19 protein-coding genes are annotated in these 22,435 nt (G+C 63.9%); 8 read left to right on the top strand and 11 right to left on the bottom strand.

Annotated elements, in window-relative coordinates:
• Positions 1–91 precede the first annotated feature (91 nt).
• Positions 92–1,012 (top strand): zinc-binding dehydrogenase, encoded by a 921-nt coding sequence (locus AC56QQ_RS07600; RefSeq protein ID WP_497126192.1) that lies wholly within the window; start codon positions 92–94, stop codon positions 1,010–1,012.
• An 89-nt stretch (positions 1,013–1,101) separates the two neighbouring features.
• Positions 1,102–2,286, top strand: a complete 1,185-nt coding sequence (locus AC56QQ_RS07595) for an MFS transporter (protein ID WP_497126190.1) — start codon at positions 1,102–1,104, stop codon at positions 2,284–2,286.
• Positions 2,287–2,289: 3 nt separating this feature from the next.
• Here the strand turns inward: AC56QQ_RS07595 and AC56QQ_RS07590 are convergent, their stop codons facing one another.
• From AC56QQ_RS07590 to AC56QQ_RS07545, 10 genes are all read right to left on the bottom strand, one after another.
• On the bottom strand, positions 2,290–3,042 hold the full coding sequence (locus AC56QQ_RS07590) for an SDR family NAD(P)-dependent oxidoreductase (protein ID WP_091583310.1): 753 nt from the start codon (positions 3,040–3,042) through the stop codon (positions 2,290–2,292).
• A 57-nt stretch (positions 3,043–3,099) separates the two neighbouring features.
• Positions 3,100–5,367, bottom strand: coding sequence for a transglycosylase domain-containing protein (locus tag AC56QQ_RS07585; protein ID WP_497126188.1), 2,268 nt, complete (start codon positions 5,365–5,367; stop codon positions 3,100–3,102).
• Between the two features lie 340 nt (positions 5,368–5,707).
• Positions 5,708–6,091, bottom strand: a complete 384-nt coding sequence (locus tag AC56QQ_RS07580) for a hypothetical protein (protein ID WP_497126186.1) — start codon at positions 6,089–6,091, stop codon at positions 5,708–5,710.
• 217 nt (positions 6,092–6,308) lie between these two features.
• Entirely contained in the window at positions 6,309–8,270 is a 1,962-nt protein-coding gene (locus AC56QQ_RS07575; protein ID WP_497126184.1) for an acyltransferase family protein, read from the bottom strand.
• Between the two features lie 71 nt (positions 8,271–8,341).
• The gene (locus tag AC56QQ_RS07570; protein WP_091583322.1) at positions 8,342–8,488 is read right to left on the bottom strand and encodes a hypothetical protein; all 147 of its coding nucleotides are present in this window, start codon (positions 8,486–8,488) and stop codon (positions 8,342–8,344) included.
• Positions 8,489–8,513: 25 nt separating this feature from the next.
• On the bottom strand, positions 8,514–8,768 hold the full coding sequence (locus AC56QQ_RS07565) for a GlsB/YeaQ/YmgE family stress response membrane protein (protein WP_091583325.1): 255 nt from the start codon (positions 8,766–8,768) through the stop codon (positions 8,514–8,516).
• 110 nt (positions 8,769–8,878) lie between these two features.
• Entirely contained in the window at positions 8,879–9,082 is a 204-nt protein-coding gene (locus AC56QQ_RS07560; RefSeq protein ID WP_497126181.1) for a hypothetical protein, read from the bottom strand.
• Between the two features lie 84 nt (positions 9,083–9,166).
• Entirely contained in the window at positions 9,167–9,787 is a 621-nt protein-coding gene (locus tag AC56QQ_RS07555; protein WP_489863302.1) for a ribonuclease D, read from the bottom strand.
• 79 nt (positions 9,788–9,866) lie between these two features.
• On the bottom strand, positions 9,867–11,252 hold the full coding sequence (locus tag AC56QQ_RS07550; protein WP_489863303.1) for a M20/M25/M40 family metallo-hydrolase: 1,386 nt from the start codon (positions 11,250–11,252) through the stop codon (positions 9,867–9,869).
• A 329-nt stretch (positions 11,253–11,581) separates the two neighbouring features.
• Positions 11,582–11,782, bottom strand: a complete 201-nt coding sequence (locus AC56QQ_RS07545; RefSeq protein WP_497126179.1) for a hypothetical protein — start codon at positions 11,780–11,782, stop codon at positions 11,582–11,584.
• Between the two features lie 12 nt (positions 11,783–11,794).
• On the opposite strand from AC56QQ_RS07545, the gene AC56QQ_RS07540 reads away from it, so the two are divergent.
• Together AC56QQ_RS07540 and polA are read left to right on the top strand one after the other, a co-directional pair.
• Positions 11,795–11,980 (top strand): hypothetical protein, encoded by a 186-nt coding sequence (locus AC56QQ_RS07540; protein WP_497126177.1) that lies wholly within the window; start codon positions 11,795–11,797, stop codon positions 11,978–11,980.
• 239 nt (positions 11,981–12,219) lie between these two features.
• Positions 12,220–15,183, top strand: coding sequence for a DNA polymerase I (gene polA, locus AC56QQ_RS07535; RefSeq protein ID WP_497126175.1), 2,964 nt, complete (start codon positions 12,220–12,222; stop codon positions 15,181–15,183).
• A 71-nt stretch (positions 15,184–15,254) separates the two neighbouring features.
• On the opposite strand, the gene AC56QQ_RS07530 is transcribed toward polA, so the two are convergent.
• Entirely contained in the window at positions 15,255–15,659 is a 405-nt protein-coding gene (locus AC56QQ_RS07530) for a Fur family transcriptional regulator (protein ID WP_256751620.1), read from the bottom strand.
• 242 nt (positions 15,660–15,901) lie between these two features.
• Here AC56QQ_RS07530 and AC56QQ_RS07525 point away from each other — a divergent pair, with 242 nt between their 5' ends.
• From AC56QQ_RS07525 to AC56QQ_RS07510, 4 genes are all read left to right on the top strand, one after another.
• A complete protein-coding gene (locus tag AC56QQ_RS07525) occupies positions 15,902–18,106 on the top strand; it encodes a caspase family protein (RefSeq protein ID WP_497126173.1) in 2,205 nt (734 codons plus the stop codon).
• 162 nt (positions 18,107–18,268) lie between these two features.
• Entirely contained in the window at positions 18,269–18,592 is a 324-nt protein-coding gene (locus AC56QQ_RS07520; RefSeq protein WP_497126171.1) for a hypothetical protein, read from the top strand.
• Positions 18,589–19,290 carry a DUF4760 domain-containing protein gene (locus AC56QQ_RS07515; RefSeq protein WP_497126168.1) on the top strand — a complete coding sequence of 234 codons (702 nt, stop codon included), beginning with the start codon at positions 18,589–18,591 and terminating at the stop codon, positions 19,288–19,290. Before AC56QQ_RS07520 ends, AC56QQ_RS07515 begins: the two co-directional genes overlap by 4 nt.
• A gap of 2 nt (positions 19,291–19,292) precedes the next feature.
• The gene (locus AC56QQ_RS07510) at positions 19,293–22,325 is read left to right on the top strand and encodes a caspase family protein (protein ID WP_497126166.1); all 3,033 of its coding nucleotides are present in this window, start codon (positions 19,293–19,295) and stop codon (positions 22,323–22,325) included.
• Positions 22,326–22,435: the final 110 nt, after the last annotated feature.

Below are 22,435 nucleotides of genomic sequence, written 5' to 3'. Positions count from 1 at the left end.
TTTTTAGCGACCAAATGCCAGAATAGCTAAATTAACCGACCGGGAAAGTCGATAGGCTTGGGCTTCCAATGAGTAACTCAGAGGCCGAACCATGCTCGCCTTAGTCATCTCTCCCGAAAGCGCTGGCGGGCTGAGGCTCGCGGAGCTCGCCGAGCCTCAGCCCGCCTCGAACGAAGCGCTGATCTCGGTCCGCGCGACCTCGTTGAACCGCGGCGAACTGCGCCTGCTCGCCATACGCCCGAAAGGCTGGATACCAGGCCAGGATATCGTTGGGGTTGTCGAACGCGCGGCAACCGATGGCTCCGGACCAGCCACAGGCGCCCGGGTTGCGGCCCTGGTCGACCAGGCCGGCTGGGCCGAACGTGTCGCCGTTCCAACCGATCGCCTAGCTGTCCTGCCGGACGGCGTCAGTTTCGCCTCCGCCGCTACGCTTCCCGTCGCCGGCACGACGGCGCTGCGAACCCTGCGCCTCGGCGGCGACCTCGCCGGCCAGCGGGTCCTGATCACGGGTGCAAGCGGCGCGGTCGGTCGTTTCCAGGTTCAGATCGCCCGCGAGCAGGGCGCCTCGGCGACCGCGATCGCCGCCGCCCGGCATGTCGAGGACCTCCGCGGCCTTGGCGCCGAGCAGGTTGTCGAATCGATCGAGCTGGCCGAGGGGCCGTTTTCGCTGATCACCGAGTCGGTCGGTGGCCAAAGCCTCGCCCACGCGATCGAACGCGTCGCACCCGGCGGCACCATCGTCATGTTCGGCTCGAGCAGTGGCGAACTCACGCCCATCGGGTTCCGCCAATTCGTTCCGGGTCACGAGGGCGCGAGGCTTCACACTTTTGCGTACTACACGTCCGGCTCGGGCATAGGCGCGGACATCGCCTCGCTGCTCGCTCTGGTCGCCGCTGGCCGGCTGGAAACCCGCGTGGCCTTGAACCTGCCGTGGACAGACATCGCCCAGGCCCTGGACGCACTGCGAGAGCGCAGCTTCAGCGGCAAGGCCGTTCTCACCGTAACCGAATGAGCTGACCGTTTCGGTCAATGACGCCGCGCTCCAGCACCAGCTGGAAACGGCTGACGATATTTAGCGATCATTTTCAGGAGAGCCCTCCCATGACGGCAAGAGAAATTGTCAGGACAACCGGAGGCCAGGGACTTCTCCTGGTCGGCATCATGCTGATCGCTTCGACGCTTCGCGCGCCCATCACCGGCGTGGCGCCGTTGCTCGGCATGATCCGCGAAACCACCGGCATCAGCGCCGCCGAAGCAGGGGGGCTCACAACCCTCCCCTTGCTGGCGTTCGCGGTGATCTCACCCTTCGCGGCCGGATTGGCGCGCCGATACGGCATCGAAAGGTCCTTGTTCGGCGCGCTGCTTGTTGTTGCGACCGGTATTGCCTTGCGCTCGACCGGCCCTCTCTGGGCGCTGTTCGTCGGCACCGCCACGCTTGGGGCCGGGATCGCTGTGGCTAACGTCCTGTTACCGGGCCTGCTGAAACGCGATTTTCCCAACCGGGTCGCCGGCCTGACCGGCGGCTATGCTATCGTGTCCGGACTTTCGCAAGCATTGGCATCGACAGCGGCAATCCCGCTTGCTCAATTGCCGGGATCGAGTTGGCACCTGTCGCTTGCCTGCACACTGATCTTTCCATTCGCGGCCCTGATTGCCTGGGCTCCTCAGCTTCGGATGCCGGCCGCCCCGGAGCGGGAAGCATCGTCCATGCATGACCGGGGGCACATCTGGCGCTCGGCTCTTGCGTGGCAGGTGACGGGCTTTCTTGGCCTCACCTCGCTGGTCTTCTACGTGATCGTCGGATGGTTGCCCTCGATCCTGGCGGAGGCAGGTTATCCGGCGGCGACCGCAGGTTCGCTGCATGGGCTGTGTCAACTGGCAATCGCGATCCCCGGTCTGCTGCTCGGCACCGCCGTCAAGCGTATGAAGGACCAGCGAGCCATGGCCATCGGCGTGGCGCTGATCACCTGCCTTTCACTGCTGGGCCTTTGGCAAATTCCGGCCCTTGCGGCACTGTGGGTCGCGCTGTTTGGCTTCGGCGCGGGTGCGGCCTTCGTGCTGGGCCTCTCGTTCGTCAGCCTGAGGGTCTCGCACAGCCAGGAGGCAGCCGCGCTGTCGGGAATGGCGCAATGCCTTGGCTATTCGCTGGCGGCCGCGGGCCCGCCGCTAGCCGGTCTTGCCCATGACGCGACCGGGAATTGGAGCTTGGCTCTGGGCGCCTGCGCCATCGCCACCTTGCTGATGGCGGTCCTGGGAAGCCTTGCGGGACGCGCCAAGACGATCTGACGTCTAAACGTGCTGGCCGCCATTGATGTGGATTTCCGAGCCCGTCACGTAGGACGCCTGCTGTGAGCACAGGAAGAAGATGATGTCGGCGACCTCGGCCGTGGTGCCAAGGCGCCTGAGCGGAATCGTCTCGACGATCTTGTCCGTGCCCGGCGACAGGATCGCGGTGTCGATCTCGCCCGGCGCGATGGCGTTGACCCGAATGCCATGCGGGCCAAAGTCGTGCGCCATTTCGCGTGTCAGCGAGCCAAGTGCGGCCTTCGATGTGGCGTAGGCGGTGCCGGCGAAGGGATGCACGCGGGTGCCCGCGATCGAGGTGACATTGACGATCGAACCCTTGGCCGCCGCCAGTTCCTTGAACAGCCCACGCGCCAGCATGATCGGCGCGAAGAAATTGACCTGGAAGACATCGCGCCAGACATGCATCGGCGTGTTGATCGAGTCCATGCGGCTGTTGCCGTCCTTGAGCTTCGGCGAGATGCCGGCATTGTTGACCAGCGCGTGCAGCTGGCCGCCATGCGCCTCGAGCCGGTGGCGGATTTCCGAGACGGCGATACCGACGTCTTCCTGGTCGGCGAGATCGACCTTGATGTGATCCTCGGGGCCGGCCGGCCACGGGCAGTCCTCGGCAAAGGCCTGGCGCGAACAGGTGATGACGCGCCAGCCCTCACGCGAAAAGCGCTTGACGGTGGCGTGGCCGATGCCCCGGCTGGCGCCGGTCAGCACGATGGTCTTTCTGGTGTCGAGTTCAGCCATGTCGCGGTCTCCGGGCCGGAGGTGTAGCCGAACCACGCCGCGCTGGCGAGAGGCGGATCAACCGCCGCCGAGGATATCCAGAATCGAGGTCTGCCGCTTCTTGAGCGGACCACCGACATTGCCCGGTGGCACCGGGTGCTTGATCGACGCAGTGGCGCCGCCGTCCTCCGGCATGCCGAGGCCCTCGGCATCGACGGTCTGGGCCGGGCGCGCGACGCGAACCGGCGCGGGTGGCGGCGCCGCGGAAACCGCGGGCGCCTGCTGGCCGACCGACGCGGACGGCACCGGTGCCGGCTGCGAGTTGTCTGCCGACGGTATCTCGTCCGGCACGATGGTGTCGGCCGGCGTCGATTTCCAGGTGCCGGGCAGCGGCCGCACCGGCACGCCCTCATGCGCGGCGACCATGAACTCGTGCCAGGCCTGCGCCGGCAGCGCGCCGCCGGTGACCTTCTTCATCGGCGTGCCGTCGTCGTTGCCGAACCAGACGCCGGTGGTGAGATTTGCGGTATAGCCGACAAACCAGGCGTCGCGCGAATTCTGGCTGGTGCCGGTCTTGCCGGCCGACGGCCAGGCGAAAGCAGCCTTCTTCGCCGTACCGGTCTCGACCGTGCCCGTCATCATCGAGTTCATCATGCCGACGATCTCGGGTTTGACGACACGCGGCGCGCTGCCGCCACCGCTGTCGTAGAGCACCTTGCCGCCGGTGGTGGTCACGCGGCGGATGAAATGGATGTCCGGCTTGTAGCCGCCATTGGCGAACGGCACATAGGCCGAGGTGAGTTCCAGCGGCGTCACCTCCGAGGTGCCAAGTGCGATCGAGGTGTTGGCCAGCAGGTCGGACTGGATGCCCATGCGGTGCGCCGCCTCGACCACGGCGTTCGGCCCGACCTCCATGGTCAATTGGGCAGCGACCGAGTTCAGCGATTTGGCCAATGCGGTCGCCAGTGTCACCTTGCCGAAATACTTGCCGCCGTAATTATCGGGCGTCCAGTTGCCGATCTTGATTGGCGCGTCGTTGCGCACACTGTCCGGCGTGCGGCCGGCCTCGAGGGCAGCCATATAGACGAACGGCTTGAACGCCGAACCCGGCTGGCGTCGCGCTTCCGAGGCACGGTCGAACTGGCTGGTCGAATAGTCATAGCCGCCGACCATGGCGCGCACCGCGCCGGAATCGTCGATCGACACCAGGGCGCCCTGGGTAACGTTGAGCTTTTTGCCGCTTTCGTCGATCAGCCTGCGGATCGACTGTTCGGCAAGCTTTTGCAGCGTCAGGTCGACCGTGCTGTCGACGACGATGTCGCCGCGCACGTCGCCGATCAGGTCGGGCAGTTCTTCCATGATGGTGTCGGCGACGTAATTCTCCGAGCCGGTCCAGTAAGACGGCGAGCGCGTCGCCGGCGCGCTCAGCGCCATCTTCAGTTCCTTGTCGCTGATCTTGCCCTCGTCGCGCATGGCGGCGAGCACCAGCTGCGAGCGCTCCTCGGCGGCCTTCGGATCGCGCGCCGGCGACAGCCGCGACGGCGCCTTGAGCAGGCCGGCAAGCAATGCGGCTTCCGACAGGGTGACGTCGCGCGCACTCTTGCCGAAATAACGCCGCGAAGCCGCTTCGACGCCATAGGCGCCGGAACCGAAATAGACCCGGTTGAGGTACATTTCGAGGATCTGGTCCTTGGTGTGCTTGTGCTCCAGCCACAGCGCCAAAAGCACCTCCTGCACCTTGCGCTCCAGCGTGCGGTCGGGCGTCAGGAACAGGTTCTTGGCCAATTGCTGCGTCAGCGTCGAACCGCCCTGCGAGAAATGCCCGCCAACCAGGTTGGTTACCATGGCGCGCGACAGGCCGATCGGGTCGATGCCGAAATGCGAGTAGAAGCGGCGGTCCTCGATGGCGATGACGGCCTCGGGGATATAGGACGACATTTCGTGCAGGCCGACGGCCTCGCCGCCGCTCATGCCGCGATTGGCCAGCAACTGGCCGTCGACCGAGACGATCTTGATGTTGGGCGCGCGGTCGGGGATCGACCAGGTCGTCGCCGCCGGCATCTTGGCACCGTAATAGACGACGATGCCGGCCACCGCGATGCCGCCCCAGATGGCGAGCACGAAGCACCAGTAGAACAGCCGGCCGAGCACGCCGAAAAGACCGCGCCGGCTCCTGCCGCGCCCGCCACGCGATGACTTCCCCTTGGCCGGCTTGCGTTTTGCGGGGGCTTTGCGGTTGCTTGGCACGACGCGATCCTCCTCGCTCACCGAAAGACCTGTCGAGGATCCCGCTCGCGGCGGTCCCTCGAAGCTGGGTTCTATGCGGCTGTCCCTGCGGTTCGCCATGCGCTGTGCTGTCTGTCCCGGTGACTATGGCGTCGGGTTGAAGAGTAGATGCGGCGATTTAAGGGCGGGTTAAGTCGGAAAAATTCAAAGCGATTGATAATCAAATGCTTGGCAGGCTGCCCGTTACCGGTCTGTTCGTGACCCTGATTTTGACGCTGCCAGGCGGTCACACCTCGAGAACAGAGCAATCAGAAACCGTAACATTTTGTCCGGGCGCCAAGCCCCGGGAGGCAGTCGCAAACTTGTTCCTCGTTAGGACGCGATCGCACACGGTTGCAGCTTCGCGTTCGACCGCGCCCTAAATCATCCCGGTACCAGGTGATCACCTGGTGGACATGCGTCAGCCAATCGCCGCACGAACGGAAAGCGCTGCCCTGGACGATTGCATCATCTCGCCGACATGGCAGTAGCAGACGATCTCGTGCAGTTGGTGGTCAGTCAGTTCGAAGAAGCGCTTGGCTTCGCCATAGCTGTCGTCTTTCAGACCCTCGTCATGCAAAATGGGATCCGTGAAGGCGACCGCTATCGGCGAGCCATCGCCTCGCATGAGATCGCGCTCCGGCGGCGCACGGTATTCGGTCCCGGCAAGCGCGGTCAGGAGCCGGCTGGGCTCACGTTCAAGGAGTTCGGCCCAACGTACGAGGCGCTGGGTTCGGCTCATTACCGGCTGTGTCGTGTTGATCTCGGCCACTGCATGCAGTTGGTCCAGTGTTTGGTGCTTCATGGCAACCTCCTAATGGTCAGGTTGGTTGGCCCCAAACGCCCTATGTCAGCATCATAGCGCCGAAGCGTCGATCCGTCATTCTAATTCCATGCCGGGTTGGCCTCTCTTGCGTCGCTGCGCCGATGCAATGGCCTCGCCTTGCCGGCAATTTTCAACGCCACCGAGCACCGACGCTTCGCTGGCCTTGGCGTCGATCGAGGGTATCTTCGTGCGCACGCTAGAGACCCGCTGCCTTTGCCAGATACGGCGCCAGCGCCAGCGCGTAGGTCGCCGTCATGTGGTGGTAGTCGCGCCAGACGATGATGTTGCCGACGACGGCCGAGCAGTTGTCCCTGGTGCAGAGGGCATCGTTCATGTCGATGACACGGACCCCCGGCAGCGTCTCGGCGGCGAGGGCAAAGATGTTTCTAGCCTCCACTTCCTGTCGCGCGGTGACGCATTTGTCGGGATTGGCGGCCAGACAGTCGCCGGGGTCGAACTTGACGAACGGCGTGTTCCTGATGGCGATGATGTGGACGCCCGCCGCATTCAACTCGCTCCAGATGCCGCGCAGACCTTCAACCATCGCCGGCTCCGGGGTGCTGGTATAATTGGACTGGCTGGTAAACATCAGATTCGGCCGCAGCTTCCCGATCTCGGCCAGCACATTGTCGCGCCACTTCGCGCAGGCTTCATACGGCTTGCCGTTGTCCGTCACCATCACACGGGTGAAAGGGCAAGCCGCCTTGGTGAAGGTGACCAGTCTCCATTTGTGGTCCCTGGCAATCTTGTCGATGGCCGGGATCCATTGCGCGGCGTGCGAATCGCCAACGACGACCACGGTCCTGGCGCCATTCGGGTCGCCGAGCTGGCAGCCGACGGCCTGCGTGCTATCCTGCTGCTGATGACATTTCGAGCGGTAGACGATCGGCACGTCATTCTTGAATTTGCCCAGCGGTGGAATCAGGTCCACGCCGGGCGGAACGACGGCGTTGGCAAGCAGCGCGGCCGGCCCCGGGTAGTTGGGGGTTCCGATCAGGCTGATATCGAGGTCTTGACGGTCGGGCGCGTAGCCGAGGCCGCCGGCCGCCATCACGCAGACGGCAATGGCGGCCGAACCGTAGATCAGGGGGCGCCATTCAACGTCTGACCGCGGCCGGCGGTACCGCTGTTCGACGTATCGGTAGGACAGGTGCGAGATCGCAAGCGTCACCACGAGCAGCCCGAGGCCAGCAAGGAGCCTGACTGCGGGGCGGTGTGCCGAATAGAAAACGATCAACGGCCAGTGCCACAGATAGATCGAATAGGAGCGGTCGCCGATATAGCGAAGCGCGGCGACGTCGAGCCCGCGAAACCGGCCAACCCGGATATCGCCGGCCGCAATGATCAGCACCGTCCCGAGCGTCGGCAGCAACGCGTATGCGCCCGGAAATGGCGTCGAAGCGGAAAAGAAAATCGCTGCAACCACGATGGCGCCAATGCCAATCATCATCATCGCCGCGCGCAATGGCAACACTGCCGTAAAACGGTCGATCGTCAGCGCCAAGAGCCCGCCGAGCGCCAGTTCCCAGAGGCGGGTGTGGGTAACGAAATAGGCTTCGGCCGGATCGGTCCGGGTGATCAGCACCGAGGCGAGCAGTGATCCAATGAAAACGAGGAAGAGCGCCGCGCGCAAAGCGCCCTTCGTGGACTGTCCCAGGCGTCGAGCCAGCCAGATGGTTGCCGCCATCAGCAACGGCCAGACGATGTAGAACTGCTCCTCGATCGAGAGCGACCAGTAGTGCTGTACCGGGCTCGCCGCTTCCTCCGATCCGAGATAGTCGACCGCTTGCCACGCAAGTCGCCAGTTCTGCACATAGAGCGCGCTGGCGGCGACCTGGATTGCCGTTTCTTCCCATCGCGCCCTGGACAGGAAAAACAGCGTTCCCGCCAGCGTCGCGAGAAGGGCCAGCAGCGCCGCCGGCAGCAGTCGCCGCACCCGCCGTGAATAGAATGCGATCAGCCAGACATGGCCACCGGCGATCGCCATGCGGGCAAGCAAGCCGGTGATGAGGAAGCCCGAGATGACGAAGAAAACGTCGACCCCTACATAGCCCCCGGGAAGAGCCGCGGGCCAGAGGTGGAAAATCACGACGAAAGCGACGGCAACCCCGCGTAGCCCCTGAATCTCTGGCCGGAATCCGTGTTTTTCAACAGGCACGGTGACGTCTGGAGTGATCAGGTGAGACCCCTGTCGAGACCCTCGGCGCCATAGCGGCCCCGGCCATGCCGTCAGTTTTGCTGGATGGAAATGCCCTTGTCGTCGATCTTGAGCTCAACCCCCTTGGGTTTGCTTTCCTCACGATAGACATAGATGCCAAGCGCGATGACCGCGACAATGAGCGCGCCAATGACGAGATAGAGTGTGTTCTGCTTCACGGCGCGCTCTTTTCTTTGTCGAGCCTCACGCTCGTTTCAGGACCTTGACCAGCACCAGCAGGATGATGGCGCCGATCGTTGCGTGAATGATGGAGGCGAGAATGCCGCCGCCGATGGAGAAGCCGATCCGCGGAAAAAGCCAGCCGGCGATGAAGGCGCCGACAATGCCGACAATGATGTTACCGATCAGGCCGAAGCCGAAACCCGAGACGATGAGACCGGCGAGCCAGCCGGCGATGGCACCGATGATGATGAACACGAGAAGGCTTTCGACAGCCATAACGATTTCCTCCGAGCTAGAGGGCGACGGCAGAGCCGAAAGCTCCGAATCGGCCTCGATATCAACGGTCTCAGGCTATTCGAAAGCAGTCCGCCTCGCCAGCGGTGCGCTCATTGATCATCATCGTCGCTTGCGGCAGGGCGCCAGCTTGTCGGCTCGACCTTCTTCTGCGTGTAGCTGTCGGTGTAGACCCACCAGCCGCCGTCGCGGTATTGCGCGATGGATTCGTTGACGACGCCGTCGCCGTCCTTCCAGGTCACGGTGACCTTGGAGCCGTCGGTCGGCGCGGTCGCTATCGGTTTTCTGTCCGCCATGTCATCCCCTTTTGAGCCGACAGAACGCGGCGGCTCGCATCTGGTTCCAAACCGGCCGTCGGCCGCGGAAGGTCGCCACGGCCGTCAGCTGTGGGCGAAGATATCCTCTTCGTCCCAGCCCATCAGATCGAGTTTGGCACGCGTCGGCAGGAAGCGGAAGCAGGCATCGGCCTCCTTTGTCCGCCCCTCTCGCGCCAGCCGCCCGGCCAGCACATCGCGCAGCCGGTGCAGATAGAGCACATCGGACGCCGCGTATTCGAGCTGTTCGGGCGACAGTGTCTCGGCCGCCCAGTCCGACGATTGCTGCGCCTTGGACAGGCCGACGCCGAGAAGTTCGAAGCAGATGTCCTTCAGCCCGTGGCGGTCGGTGTAGGTGCGGGTCAGCCGTGAGGCGATCTTGGTGCAGAACACCGGTTCGGGCATCACCCCGAACGCGTTGTAGAGCACCGCGAGGTCGAAACGGCCGAAATGGAAGAGCTTGGTTATGCCGCGGTTCCTCAGCAGGCTGACCAGGTTCGGCGCCTTCTTCTGGCCGGGCGCGATCTGGATGACGTCGGCTGTGCCGTCGCCCGGCGAGATCTGCACCACGCACAGCCGGTCGCGGTGCGGGTTCAGCCCGAGCGTCTCTGTGTCGATGGCCACCGCCCCGACATCGTAGTGCGAAAGGTCGGGCAGGTCATTCTTGTGGAAACGGATGTCGGCCATTGTCTTCTCCGGTCGCGGCGCGCTCCGTCCTCGCCGCGATCCGCAGAAAAATCAACATAAAGTTGATTCTCAAGCTCCTTTAGCGCGTCAACGCATCCAGAATACGCGCCCAGGAGCGCTGCCCCTTGTGGAAGGAGTTGAGCTCGTATTTCTCGTTGGGCGAATGGATGCGGTCGTCGTCGAGGCCGAAACCGACCAGCAGCGATTCCATCCCGAGATAGGTCTGGAAGTCGCCCACCACCGGGATCGAGCCGCCGCTGCCCGTCGTCACCGCCGGCTTCGGCCATTCGTCGGACAGCGCGTTCTTGGCCTTGGCCAGGAACGGCGAGTCGTAGGAAAGCTGGATCGCCGGCGAACCGCCATGCGGGTGGAATTCGACCGAACAGTCGGCTGGAATGCGCTCCTTGACGAATTTCTGGAAGGCGGCGCGGATTTTCTTTGGATCCTGCTTGTGGACGAGGCGAAAGGACACCTTCGCCGAGGCTTCCGCCGCGATCACCGTCTTGAAACCCTTGCCGGTGTAGCCGCCGATGATGCCGTTGAACTCGGCCGTCGGCCGCGCCCAGGTCAGTTCCAGCACCGAACGGCCCTTTTCACCGGATGGGATGGACAGACCCACAGGCCCGAGAAAGGTCTCGGCCGTCTCGCCCAGCGTCTCCCAGGACTTCAGGATCTGCGACGGCGTTTCCTCGACACCGTCGTAGAAACCGGGGATGGTGATATGGCCATCCTTGTCATGGATATCGGCCAGCACCCTGGTCAGGATACGGATCGGGTTGGCGGCCGCCCCGCCGTAGAGGCCGGAATGCAGATCGCGGTCGGCGGCTTTCACGGTGATCTCCTCACCGACCAGCCCGCGCAGGCCGACGCAGATCGACGGCGTGTCGCGGTCCCACATGCCGGTATCGCAGACCAGCGCGAAGTCGGCCTTGAGCTCGTCGGCATTGGCCTCGAGGAACGGCTTGAGCGACGGTGAGCCGGACTCCTCCTCGCCCTCGAACAGGATGGTGACGCGGCACGGCAAATTGCCATGCACCTGCTTCCAGGCTCGGCAAGCCTCGACGAAGGTCATCAACTGGCCCTTGTCATCGGCCGAGCCGCGGCCCGTGATCACCTTGTGGCCGGGCTCGACCTCCTTGATCGCCGGCGCGAACGGATCGCTTTCCCACAATTCGATCGGATCCACCGGCTGCACGTCGTAATGGCCGTAGAACAGCACATGCGGCGAACCGGCCGGTCCGTCATGATGCGCAACGACCATCGGATGGCCCGGCGTGTCGCGCACGCTGGCGTCGAAGCCGATCAGCTTGAGGTCGGCCACCAGCCATTCGGCGGCCTTGCGGCAGTCGGCGGCATAGGCCGGGTCGGTGGAGATCGACTTGATCCTGAGCAGGCCGAACAGCCGTTCGAGGCTCTGGTCGAGGTTCTTGTCGAGACGGTCGAGGACGGGGGAAACTGCGGACATTTGCGAAGCCTTTCGATTCAGTGCCGGAACCGTAAAGGCAGACCGGGAAAACGAAAAGCCCGAGACCGTTGGACCACGGCCGGCAACGCCTGGCGAACGACAAAAAAAGACCGCCGTGGTGGAGGGGGAACCACGGCGGTCTCTACTCGAAACGATGCGGCAGCCCGGAGAGGGGGGATAGGCTGCCGCAATTGCCCGGGATAGGCGGGGGACGGGCCTTACTCCGGACTTCGGCGAAAACTGCCGATGACGTCTATTTGTGTCTTGGAACGTGGCGATTCAAGGGCGCGAAAATTACACTTTTGTAACATGGCCGTGAACGCTGCTGTTCAGCCAGCGGCGTGGGCGACATTGACCCCAAGTTCATAAACCAGCTGGCCGCCACAGTAGGCGGTGGTCATGACCAGGGCCGCGCCCAGAAATTCCAAGGCAGGCACCGCCGCGGCAAGCCGGCCGCTCAATCGAATGTCGCGCCACCACAGAAAGGCACGCACAGCGGCCCAGATGACAAAGGCAGTCGCGGTGGCCATGCCGAGACTTTCATGAATCTCGGCGATCTCGCTCGAGAACCCCCATTTTCGGCAATTGTGAGTGCCAGATCGCCGAAGAAGTACGTGACGATAGCGGAAAGCCCGGCCAGGAGGGCCAACCCGGTCGAGGCATTTGCCGCGGATGAACGTCCGGTCACCGCTTTGCCGCGAAATGCGGCGACCATGTCGAGAGTGTGAGGAAGAAGACGATAGGGAAGTGGACGAGAACAGGATGAACATGCTGCAGTGAAATCATATCGTAACCTCGGGTTCCGGTTGTCTACCGGTTCCGTCCGCAGGACCGGCTACCGGCCCCACTAGCAACGCGGACCTGTCAACTCGCTGTCAGTCGCGATGGCCATCCGCGAAGCTGGATGTCGGCAAAAAACCAGCCTTGTCAGTGGACGCGATGCCGGCCCCGCGCTATCCCTGCCGACATGAAAAAAGGCGATCATCTCTTCCTTGTCGACGGCTCCGGCTACATCTTCCGCGCCTACCACGCGCTGCCACCGCTGACCCGCAAATCCGATGGTCTGCCCGTCGGCGCCGTTTCCGGCTTCTGCAACATGTTGTGGAAGCTGATGCTGGATGCCCGCAACACCGATGTCGGTATCGTGCCGACGCATTTCGCGGTGATTTTCGACTATTCGTCAAAAACCTTCCGCAACGATCTCTACCCCGAATACAAGGCCAACCGTACGGCGCCGCCGGAAGACCTGATCCCGCAATTCGGCCTGATCCGCCAGGCGACCAGGGCGTTCAACCTGCCTTGCGTCGAGATCGAGGGCTACGAGGCGGACGATCTCATCGCCACCTATGCCAGGCTTGCATGTGAAGCGGGCGGCGACACCACCATCATCTCCTCCGACAAGGATTTGATGCAGCTGGTCGGCGACACGGTCGGTATGTACGACCCGATGAAGGACCGCCAGATCGGCATTCCCGAAGTCATCGAGAAATGGGGCGTGCCGCCGGAAAAGATGGTCGACCTGCAGGCGCTGACCGGCGACTCGGTCGACAACGTGCCCGGCGTGCCCGGCATCGGGCCGAAGACGGCGGCGCAACTGCTCGAACAGTTCGGCGACCTCGACGCGCTGCTGGCCCGCGCCGGCGAGATCAAGCAGGACAAGCGACGCGAATCGATCATCGCCAATACCGACAAGGCGCGCATTTCGCGCCAGTTGGTGACGCTGAAGAACGACGTGCCGGTGGCCGAGGGGCTGGACGACTTCGTCCTGCACGCGCCTGACGGGCCGAAGCTGATCGGCTTCCTCAAGACCATGGAGTTCACCTCGCTGACCCGCCGCGTGGCGGAAGCGACCGGAACCGAGGCTGGCGATGTCCAGGCTGTCGCCGTGACCGTCGAACGCGCGGACTCGGCGCATGGGCCGGATGTCGGCGCGGGGACGCCCGGTGCCGCGCAGACGCGACCTGACTGGGCCGGTGAAGACGGCATGGCGGACCAGGTGCCGACGGCTGAAAAACCCAAGGTCGGCGATACCCCTTCCCTGCTCGCCGCGCTCCGGCTCGAGGCCGCGGCCGCCCGCAAGATCGACACCGGCGCCTATCTCGCCATCCGCGACGCGGCAACGCTGAAGGCGTGGATAGCCGAGGCGAAGGAGGCTGGCATCGTCGCCTTCAACGCCGAAACCACGTCTTCCGATCCGATGCAGGCCGACCTCATCGGCTTCGCGCTGGCCACCGCACCCGGCCGCGCCGCCTATGTGCCGCTGACCCACAAGAGCGGAAACGGCGACCTGCTCGGCGGCGGCGCGCTCGAGAACCAGATCCCGGTCCGCGAGGCTCTCGCACTGCTAAAGCCGCTGCTGGAGGACAGATCGGTTCTCAAGATCGCGCAAGAGCTGAAATCGAGCCTCGTCGTCATGAGCCGCCACGGCATCGACGTCGCACCTTTCGACGACACCATGCTGATCTCCTACGTGCTCGACGCCGGCACGTCAGGCGGCCATAGCCTGGCGGCGCTGTCCGATAAATGGCTTGGCCACGCGACGACGCCGCTCAAGGAACTGGCGGGATCCGGGAAAAGCTTCGTCGGCTTCGAACAGGTCAATATCGACAAGGCAACCGCCTACGCCGCCGGCCATGCCGATGTGGCGCTGCGGCTCTGGCTGGTGCTAAAGCCTCGGCTTGCCGCAAAGGGGCTGGTGTCGGTCTATGAGCGGCTGGAGCGGCCGCTGGTGCCGGTGCTGGCACGCATGGAACAGCGCGGCATCTCGGTTGACCGGCAGATCCTGTCGCGGCTCTCCGGCGAACTGGCGCAGGGTGCGGCCCGCCTCGAAGAGGAAATCTACCAGCTCGTCGGCGAGCGCATCAACATCGGCTCGCCCAAGCAACTCGGCGACATCCTGTTCGGCCGCATGGGCCTGCCCGGCGGCTCGAAAACCAAGACCGGGCAGTGGTCGACCTCGGCGCAGTTGCTGGAAGACCTCGCCGCCGAAGGCCACGAACTGCCGCGCAAGATTGTCGACTGGCGCCAGCTGACCAAGCTGAAATCGACCTATACCGATGCCCTGCCCGGCTTCATCCATCCCGACACCAGGCGGGTCCACACCTCCTACGCGCTGGCCGCGACGACGACGGGCCGGCTGTCATCCTCCGACCCGAACCTGCAGAACATTCCGGTGCGCACGGCCGAGGGCCGCAAGATCAGGACGGCTTTCATCGCCGACAAGGGCAACCGACTGGTCTCGGCCGACTACAGCCAGATCGAGTTACGGGTGCTCGCCCATGTCGCCGAAATCCCGCAACTGCGGCAGGCCTTCGCCGATGGTGCCGACATCCACGCCATCACCGCGTCGGAAATGTTCAACGTGCCTGTAGAGGGCATGCCTTCGGAGATACGCCGGCGCGCCAAGGCCATCAATTTCGGCATCATCTACGGCATTTCCGCCTTTGGCCTCGCCAACCAGCTATCGATCCCGCGCGAGGAGGCCGGCAATTACATCAAGAAATATTTCGAGCGCTTCCCCGGCATCCGTGACTACATCGAGGAGACCAAGGCCTATGCCCGCGAGCACGGCTTCGTCGAGACGATCTTCGGTCGCCGCATCCACTACCCTGAGATAAGATCGTCAAACCCGTCGGTCCGCGCGTTCAACGAGCGCGCCTCCATCAACGCCCGGCTGCAAGGCACGGCGGCCGACATCATCCGCCGCGCCATGGTGCGCATGGACGAGGCGCTGGAAAAAGCAAAGCTCTCCGCCCGCATGCTGCTGCAGGTGCATGACGAGCTGATCTTCGAGACGATCGAGGCCGAAGTCGAGGCGACAATCCCCGTCGTGCGCCATGTCATGGAGAACGCGGCGATGCCGGCTGTATCGATGTCGGTGCCCCTGCATGTCGACGCCCGCGCGGCCAACAACTGGGACGAGGCGCACTAGCCTTGGTTCGTCATCCCAGGGCGGAGCGACGCGAAGCGGAGCGCAGACCCTGGGATGACGAAGGGCAGGCCTTAGGCCGCTTCCGCCAAACACTTCGCACACGTCCCGCGAAATTCGATCACCGCCTTCTTGGCGGCGAAGCCGGTGGAGCGCACCCACTCATCGAGCCGATGGTCGACATCGTGGTCGGACATTTCGGTCACTTGCCCACAGGTGTCGCAGATGGCGAAGGCGGTCATCGAATGGCTGTGGTCATGCGGCTCGGCGCAGGCGACGAAGGAATTGATGCTTTCCAGCCGGTGCACGAAGCCGGACTTCACCAGCGTGTCGAGCGCCCGATAGACTTGCAATGGCGCCCGAAAACCCCGCTCACGAAGCTGGTCGAGCAATGTGTAGGCGCTGAGCGGCCCGCTGGCCGTCTCGAGCTTCTCGAGCACGCACAGCTGGTTCTTCGTCAGCACATCCCTTGCCGCCATGATCCTGTTCCAACCTGCCTTGCGCCATCCGCAGGCCATTTGCGCATACAAACGACCTGAGCCTATTCAGATAGCGACGAACCGGCGCCTTTGCTACTCTTCTGTTGCTGTCCCGACTATTCGATGGCGCGACGGCACAATGGTGATGGTAGGTTGATGGCGAGGCGACATTCAAAATACTGACAAAATCCTCGACGAGGGTGGCCTCGCTTGGGAAATTCGATCGGGCTTGGGGAAGCAATATGATCAAATTGACACGCCGGACGCTGCTTGTCGGCACGTCGGCGCTGATGGCGGCTGGCACGGTTTCGTTTCGGGCGCTGGCCGCATCGCGCACCTACCATGCGCTGCTGGTTGCCTGCACGGAATATCCGAACCTGCCGCAGAGGAACTGGCTGATCGGGCCGAAGAACGATGCCGGCCTCGTCCACGAATATCTTTTGAAGAATGTGCCCGATCCGGTGCGCTTCGCACCTGACAATGTCACACTGCTCGCCAAGGATGTGCCCGGCGCCAATGGCTTGCCGACCCATGCGGCGATCAAGGCGGCACTCGCCGACCTCGCCGCCAAGGTACAGCGCGACGATTTCGTTTATCTGCACCTGTCCGGCCACGGCGCCCAGCAGCCGGAGAGGGTCAAGGGCGACGAGACCGACGGGCTCGACGAGATTTTCCTGCCCGTCGACATCGACAAATGGATCAACCGCGATGCTGGCGTGCCGAATGCGCTGGTCGACAACGAGATCGGCGCCGCGCTCGACGCCATCCGCGACAAGGGCGCCTTCGTCTGGGCTGTGTTCGACTGCTGCCATTCCGGCACCGCGACACGCGCCGTCGAGGTCGACGACGAGATGGAGCGCAAGGTCGAGTTCGCCGACCTGGTGGGCGGCAGCGAGGCCGAGCGGGCCGCTGCGATCAAGACCTATGAGGAGATGACATCCGCCGCCGGGTCGCGCGGCGTCGACGAGAACGGCACGCGCAAGCCCGCCTTCAACCTGACCCCGACCGGCGGCGAGCCGATCACCAAGGGCAAGCTGGTCGCCTTCTATGCCGCGCAGACGGTTGAGACGACACCGGAGATGCCGCTGCCCAAGGGCACGACGGACGCACCACGGTTCGGCCTGTTCACCTTCACCATCCTGTCGAAGCTGGCCGAGAACCCCAACGTCACCTATCGCCAGCTTGGCCAGGCCGTTCTGCAGCAATATTCGGCCGACAGCCGCACACGGCCGACCCCCTTGTTCGAGGGAGAGCTCGATGCGCGCGTGTTCGGCACGGACAAGACGGACGCTGTCATGCAGTGGCCTGTCGTCATCAAGGACGGCGAAGCGACGATCGGCGCCGGGTTGCTGCATCGCCTCACCCCAGGCAGCAAGCTCGCCATCCTGCCGTCGGCGCTGTCGTCGCTTTCCGACGCGGTCGGCTTTCTCGAGGTGCAATCGGCGAAGAACCTCGAGAGCCGTGTCACGCCGGTGGAATTCGATAACAAGCCGGCGCTGAAGGTGGCCGACATTCCCGCCAATGCCTATGCGCGGGTGGCCGAAATCGCCGTCGACTACAAGCTCACTGTCGCGCGGCCGGCGGCGACCAAGGGACTTGAGAAGGAAAACGCTCTCGTCAATTCGGTTCTCGACGAACTGGCCACAGCCAAGGAGACTGGCTTCAACATCGAGCTGGTCGACGCGGGCAAGAGCGCCGAGCTTCGCTTTGCCGTGATGCGCGAGAATGCCATCGCCGGTGCCGCCAAGGACGCGACCGACAAGCCGGCGCTCTGGTTTCTGCCGGCGTCGGGTGATGTGACCTTGAAGAACGGCAGCAGGCCGCCGCTGATCATCATCCACATGGATGACCGCCAGAAGCTGGTCGATGTCACGTCCAGGAACCTGCGCACCATCTTCCGCGCCACCGGTCTCTCGCGGCTAGCCGCGGCCTCCGACTACAAGCCCGAGGACGTCGACGTCCAGTTCCAGGTCAAGCGCCGCGACAAGGACGGTCTCGAACCCTTGCAGGCTTCGGTGGTGCCGCGCGTCTCGCCGGGCGACGAGGTGCATGTGCTGGCGAAAAACGGCTCGGACCAGTTGGTCGACATCAACGTGCTCTATGTCGGCAGCGACTATTCGATCACCCACATCGTTGCCGAGCGCCTCGCCCCGCAGGCCACGCTCGAGGAAGGGCTGCTGGCCTTCACCGACACCAGCTTCGGCATGGAAAGGATGATCGCGGTGCTGACCGAGGCGCCGCCCGAGAGCGAGAAGGAGGATCTGAGCTTCCTGGCGCAGGACGGCGTCGCCTCCAAGACGCGCGGGCTGGGACCCGCCAGTTTTTCCGACATGCTGACCGACATCGGCATGGCGCCGCCGACCCGTTCGGTGATGCGGCTTGCCGACAAGAGTGGTCCGAAGGGCGCGGTGATGATCTTCCCGATGGAGACCGTGCCGCGCGCCTGAGCGGATGCCGGAAAAAGGGCCGGCTCTTGCGCGATTGGCGCGATATGAGAACATTCCCGCCCGTCCATGGCGCACAGCGGCTTGATGAAGCAGATAGGATTGGTCTTGAAGAACACTGTTTTTTCCTGGCGCGGAACGGTTGCCGGACTTGCAGGCGGCCTGTTGCTGATCGCCAATGCCTCGGCGGAGGACGCCTGCGGCCTGTGCGCCAAGCAGATCGTCACCAACTCGGAACTGGCGAGTTGCTTTCTCGATCAGTACGACCAGATCGCCAAAAGCAGCAGCGACGCGGTCGTGGTCGACCTCAGCAGCTGCGCCTCGCGCGGCGTGGTCGAGGCGCTGCCGTCACCGAACAAGGCGGTGCAGCAGCCGGACGTGCAGTTCATGATTTCGCGACCGCAGCTCGACTGCCTGAAAGAGCAGCTGGAAGCGCCCGGCATCGTTCTCGATCCCTCCGCCACTATCAAACTGGACAGCTGCCAATGAAGAAGCCGGCGGGCACTACCAGGCAGGCAGCACCGGCCGCGACCGCAAAGGCATCGGCGAAGGCGGCATTGCCGGAGACCACCGAGGGCTTTCCGTGGCCGAGCAGCCACGAGATCAAGAAGGAGAGCAACCCCTTCACCGACCGCGACTGGCGCATGCTGGTCTATGCCTGGTCGGGCATGGCAGTGCGGTTCGCCATCATCTTCACCTTGATGTTCTCGATCTACCAGTTCCTGGCCAACCAGGAACAGAAGCGCGTCGAGCAGACCATGTCGCTGGTCGAGCTCTGGGAGACCAAGGACTACCAGCAGGCGCAGCGCGCCCTGAAGGATCGTCTTGCGGCGCTCAACGCCAAATATGACAATCTGCTCAGCGCCAACCCGTCGCCGACCGAGGAACAGGTTTTCCGGCAGCGCATCGGCATCGAGGCGATGACGCCGTCCGGTGGCGACATGCCGCTCGCTGATTTCAGCGACAATTTCGACCGCATCGTCTATTTCCTCAACCGCCTGTCCTTCTGCGTCGACGGCAATCTGTGTTCGCGCAAAGTGAGCGATGCCTATTTCCGCGACTATGCCGTCTCGTTCTGGAGCTATTTCGCCGGCTATGTCGACAAGCAGCGCAAGGCGGGTTCCCCCACATTCGCCCTGCCGATCGAGACCTATGTACGCAATAGCTCGCCCGCCGAAGCGAAATAGCGATGGGAAAAGCCGAGATCAGCGTCCGCCTTGCGCGCGCCTGCCGCTGGCTGGCCATGGCGGGGTCGCTTGTTGTCGCATCTGCTGTCCGCGCCGAAGAGGCGCCTGACTTCCATCTGGACCTCGACACCGGCGGCCACAGCGCTCAGGTCACCGATCTCGCCTTCACGCCCGATGGCGAGGACCTCGTCTCGGCATCCGATGACAAGACTATCCGCATCTGGGACTGGCGGAGCGGGGTGACGCTGCGCACCATCCGCGGCTATCTCGGCAATGGCAGCGACGGCAAGATCTTCGCGGTCGCGGTCTCGCCGGATGGCAAGACGATCGCCGCCGGCGGTTATTTCGGCGCCAGTCTCGGCGACAAGCCGCCCTATGGCGACATCAGACTGTTCGACTTCGCCACCGGCAAGATGAGGGCCGTGCTCAAGGCCGCCGACTACGCGACCTACGACCTTGCCTTCTCGCCCGATGGGAAGACCCTGGCCGCCGGTGGCGCCGACGGCTTCGTCTATCTCTGGCGGCTGGACGACAAATCAGCGACCGGCTGGACCCTGGACAAGAAACTCGACGCCGATTCCTGGCACATCGACAAGCTTGCCTTCGCCGCCGCGGGAACCCGGCTGGCGGCGACCACCACCGACAACGGCATCCGGCTCTGGGATGTCGTGAAGGGCGAGGAGATCGCGCTGCCGGCAGAGGCCGAGCCACTCAGGGATATCAGCGTCATGGCGCTCGCCGCTTCGCAGGACGGCAACCTGTTTGCCACCGGCGGCCAGGACGGCCTGGTTCAGCTCTGGCACGCGGCGGACGGTTCGTTGGCGCGCGCCCTGCCGAAGCAGGATTTTCTGATCGGCTCGCTGACCTTCGCCAAGGGGTCGCGGCTGGTCGCCTCCTGCGGCTATCGCTGCGCCGACAAGCATCGCTCGACCGTCTGGAACACCGATACCGGAGAAAAGACACTCGACTACTCCGGCCATGACGGCACGGTCCATGCAAGCGCCGCCAACGCCGATGGCTCGCTGGTGGCGACGGCCGGCGGCACCCGCAACGCCATCCAGGTCTGGGACCCAGCGACCGGCGAGCGCAAGGCTCTGCTGCAAGGATTGGGCGAGCCGGTGACCGCGGTCGGCTTCGACGCGGCGAACGGCATCATCGCCTGGGGCAACGCCAACCCTTGTCCCGATCGCGTGGCCTGTCCTGAACAACAGGGCGCACTGGACAAAAAGCTCGAATTACCGACCACCGAGCGTTTCTTCGATGATCCGCAGCCGCTGGCCGAGCCGGGCCCGTTTGCGCGCGCCACGCTTGCCGACGGCCAGTGGTTGCTGCACGCCACGACGGGCGGCAAGGATGCCCTGGAGAACGCGGTGCTGGAGATCGCCAATGGCGGCAAGGTGGTGCACTCGATCGAGAACGATGCCACCAACGGCTTCGTCCATTCCGCCTATACGCTGATCGACAACGGCCTTGGCGTGATCACCGGCGGCAATGACGGCACGCTGCTCGAATACCGGACAGCGACCACGAAAGTGTCGGGTGAGTTCACCGGCCATACCGGCGAAATCAACGCCATGGTTGCCGCGGAGAAAGCCGGCCTGCTGGTCACCGGCAGCGCCGACCAGACGCTCAGGTTGTGGAACCTGAAGACACACGAGCTGATCGTGTCGATGTTCTTTGCCGGCTCGCAATGGATCGCGTGGATGCCGCAGGGCTATTACTATTCCTCGGATGAAGGCGACAAGTTGATCGGCTGGCAGGTCAACCAGGGCCGTGATCATGAAGGCCGCTTCATCCGCGCCGGCCAGCTGAAGAAATATCTCTGGAGCCCGGAAATGGTGCGCCGCGCAATCATCCTGCGTAGCGCCAGGCAGGCGGTCATGGAGATGCGGCCAGGCGTCGACAACGAATTGCAGAAGCTGCTGCAGCGCAAGCCGCCGGAGTTCGGCATTCGCCTTGCCGACGACCAGAGCAAGGTCCGCGATGGTTATGTCGCCGTCGAGATATCAGGTGCCAAGGAGGCTGGGACCGATGTCGCCGGCTTCTCGATCCTGTCGAACAGCCGCAATGTCGGCGACGTCACCGACCGCTCGGTGGACGGCAACAACACCATCGTCGAGGTACCGGTCGAGAATGGCCAAAATATCATCCGCATCACCGGCACCAACGAGTATGGCTATCTGACCGAACGCAGCGTGACGGCGCTGGCAAGGAAAACCGAGAAGGCCGAGGCCAAGGGCAAGCTCTATGTCGCGGTCATCGGTGTCGACAAATATCCGTTCCTGACCGACGCCTGTTCTGGCCACGCCTGCGATTTGCGTTACCCCGTCGACGACGCCACCGAGTTCCTCAAGGTGATTGCGCAGAAATCCGCGCCGTTGTTCTCCTCGATGGAATCGCTGGTGCTGGTCAACCGCGAGGCGCTCGACGAGGCCCCCGACAAGGCCAAACAGACCTACACCATTGCCAGTGCCGACGGCATCATGGAGCCTGACTCGCACACGATCGACGATCAGCTCGCCGATTTCCTCGACAGACCGGGCGAGCACGACACCACCATCATCTTCGTCGCCGGCCACGGCATCAACATCGACGAGGACTACTATTTCATCCCAACCGATGGCCGCAAACAGGATGCCGAGCGCTGGAAGCGCTCCTCGCTTGTCGACTGGTCGGACATCCAGAAATCGGTCGAACGGGCCAAGGGCATGCGCTTCATGCTGCTCGACACCTGCCATGCCGCCAACGCCTTCAATCCCCGTCTGGAAAAGGATGCGCAGGACGCGCGTATCGTCGTGTTTTCCGCCACCGCCGCTAACAACACCGCCGCCGAACTGCCGGAGCTCGGCCACGGCGTCTTCACCTATTCGATCCTCGAAGGCCTGCGCGGAAAAGCCAAAACCTCCGATGGCGGCGTCACGCTGTTCGGGCTTGCCGATTTCATTTCGCGCGAGGTGGTGCGGCTGACGTCATCGCGGCAAAAGCCGTTCTACTATGTCGGCGGCGTGGAGAACATCGTGCTCGCCGAGCCATAAGGAGGCCAGGCCTGCGCCAAGACACCCCCCTCTGTCCTGCCGGACATCTCCCCCGCAAGGGGGGAGATCGGCTGTCATCGTCGCCTTCGCCAATCGTCGGCGCTTCAAAT

The sequence above is a fragment of the Mesorhizobium sp. RCAM 05099 genome, from assembly GCF_059683685.1.
The sequence above is the reverse complement of the archived record's forward strand: the minus strand, read 5'-3'. Positions and strand labels throughout refer to the sequence as shown.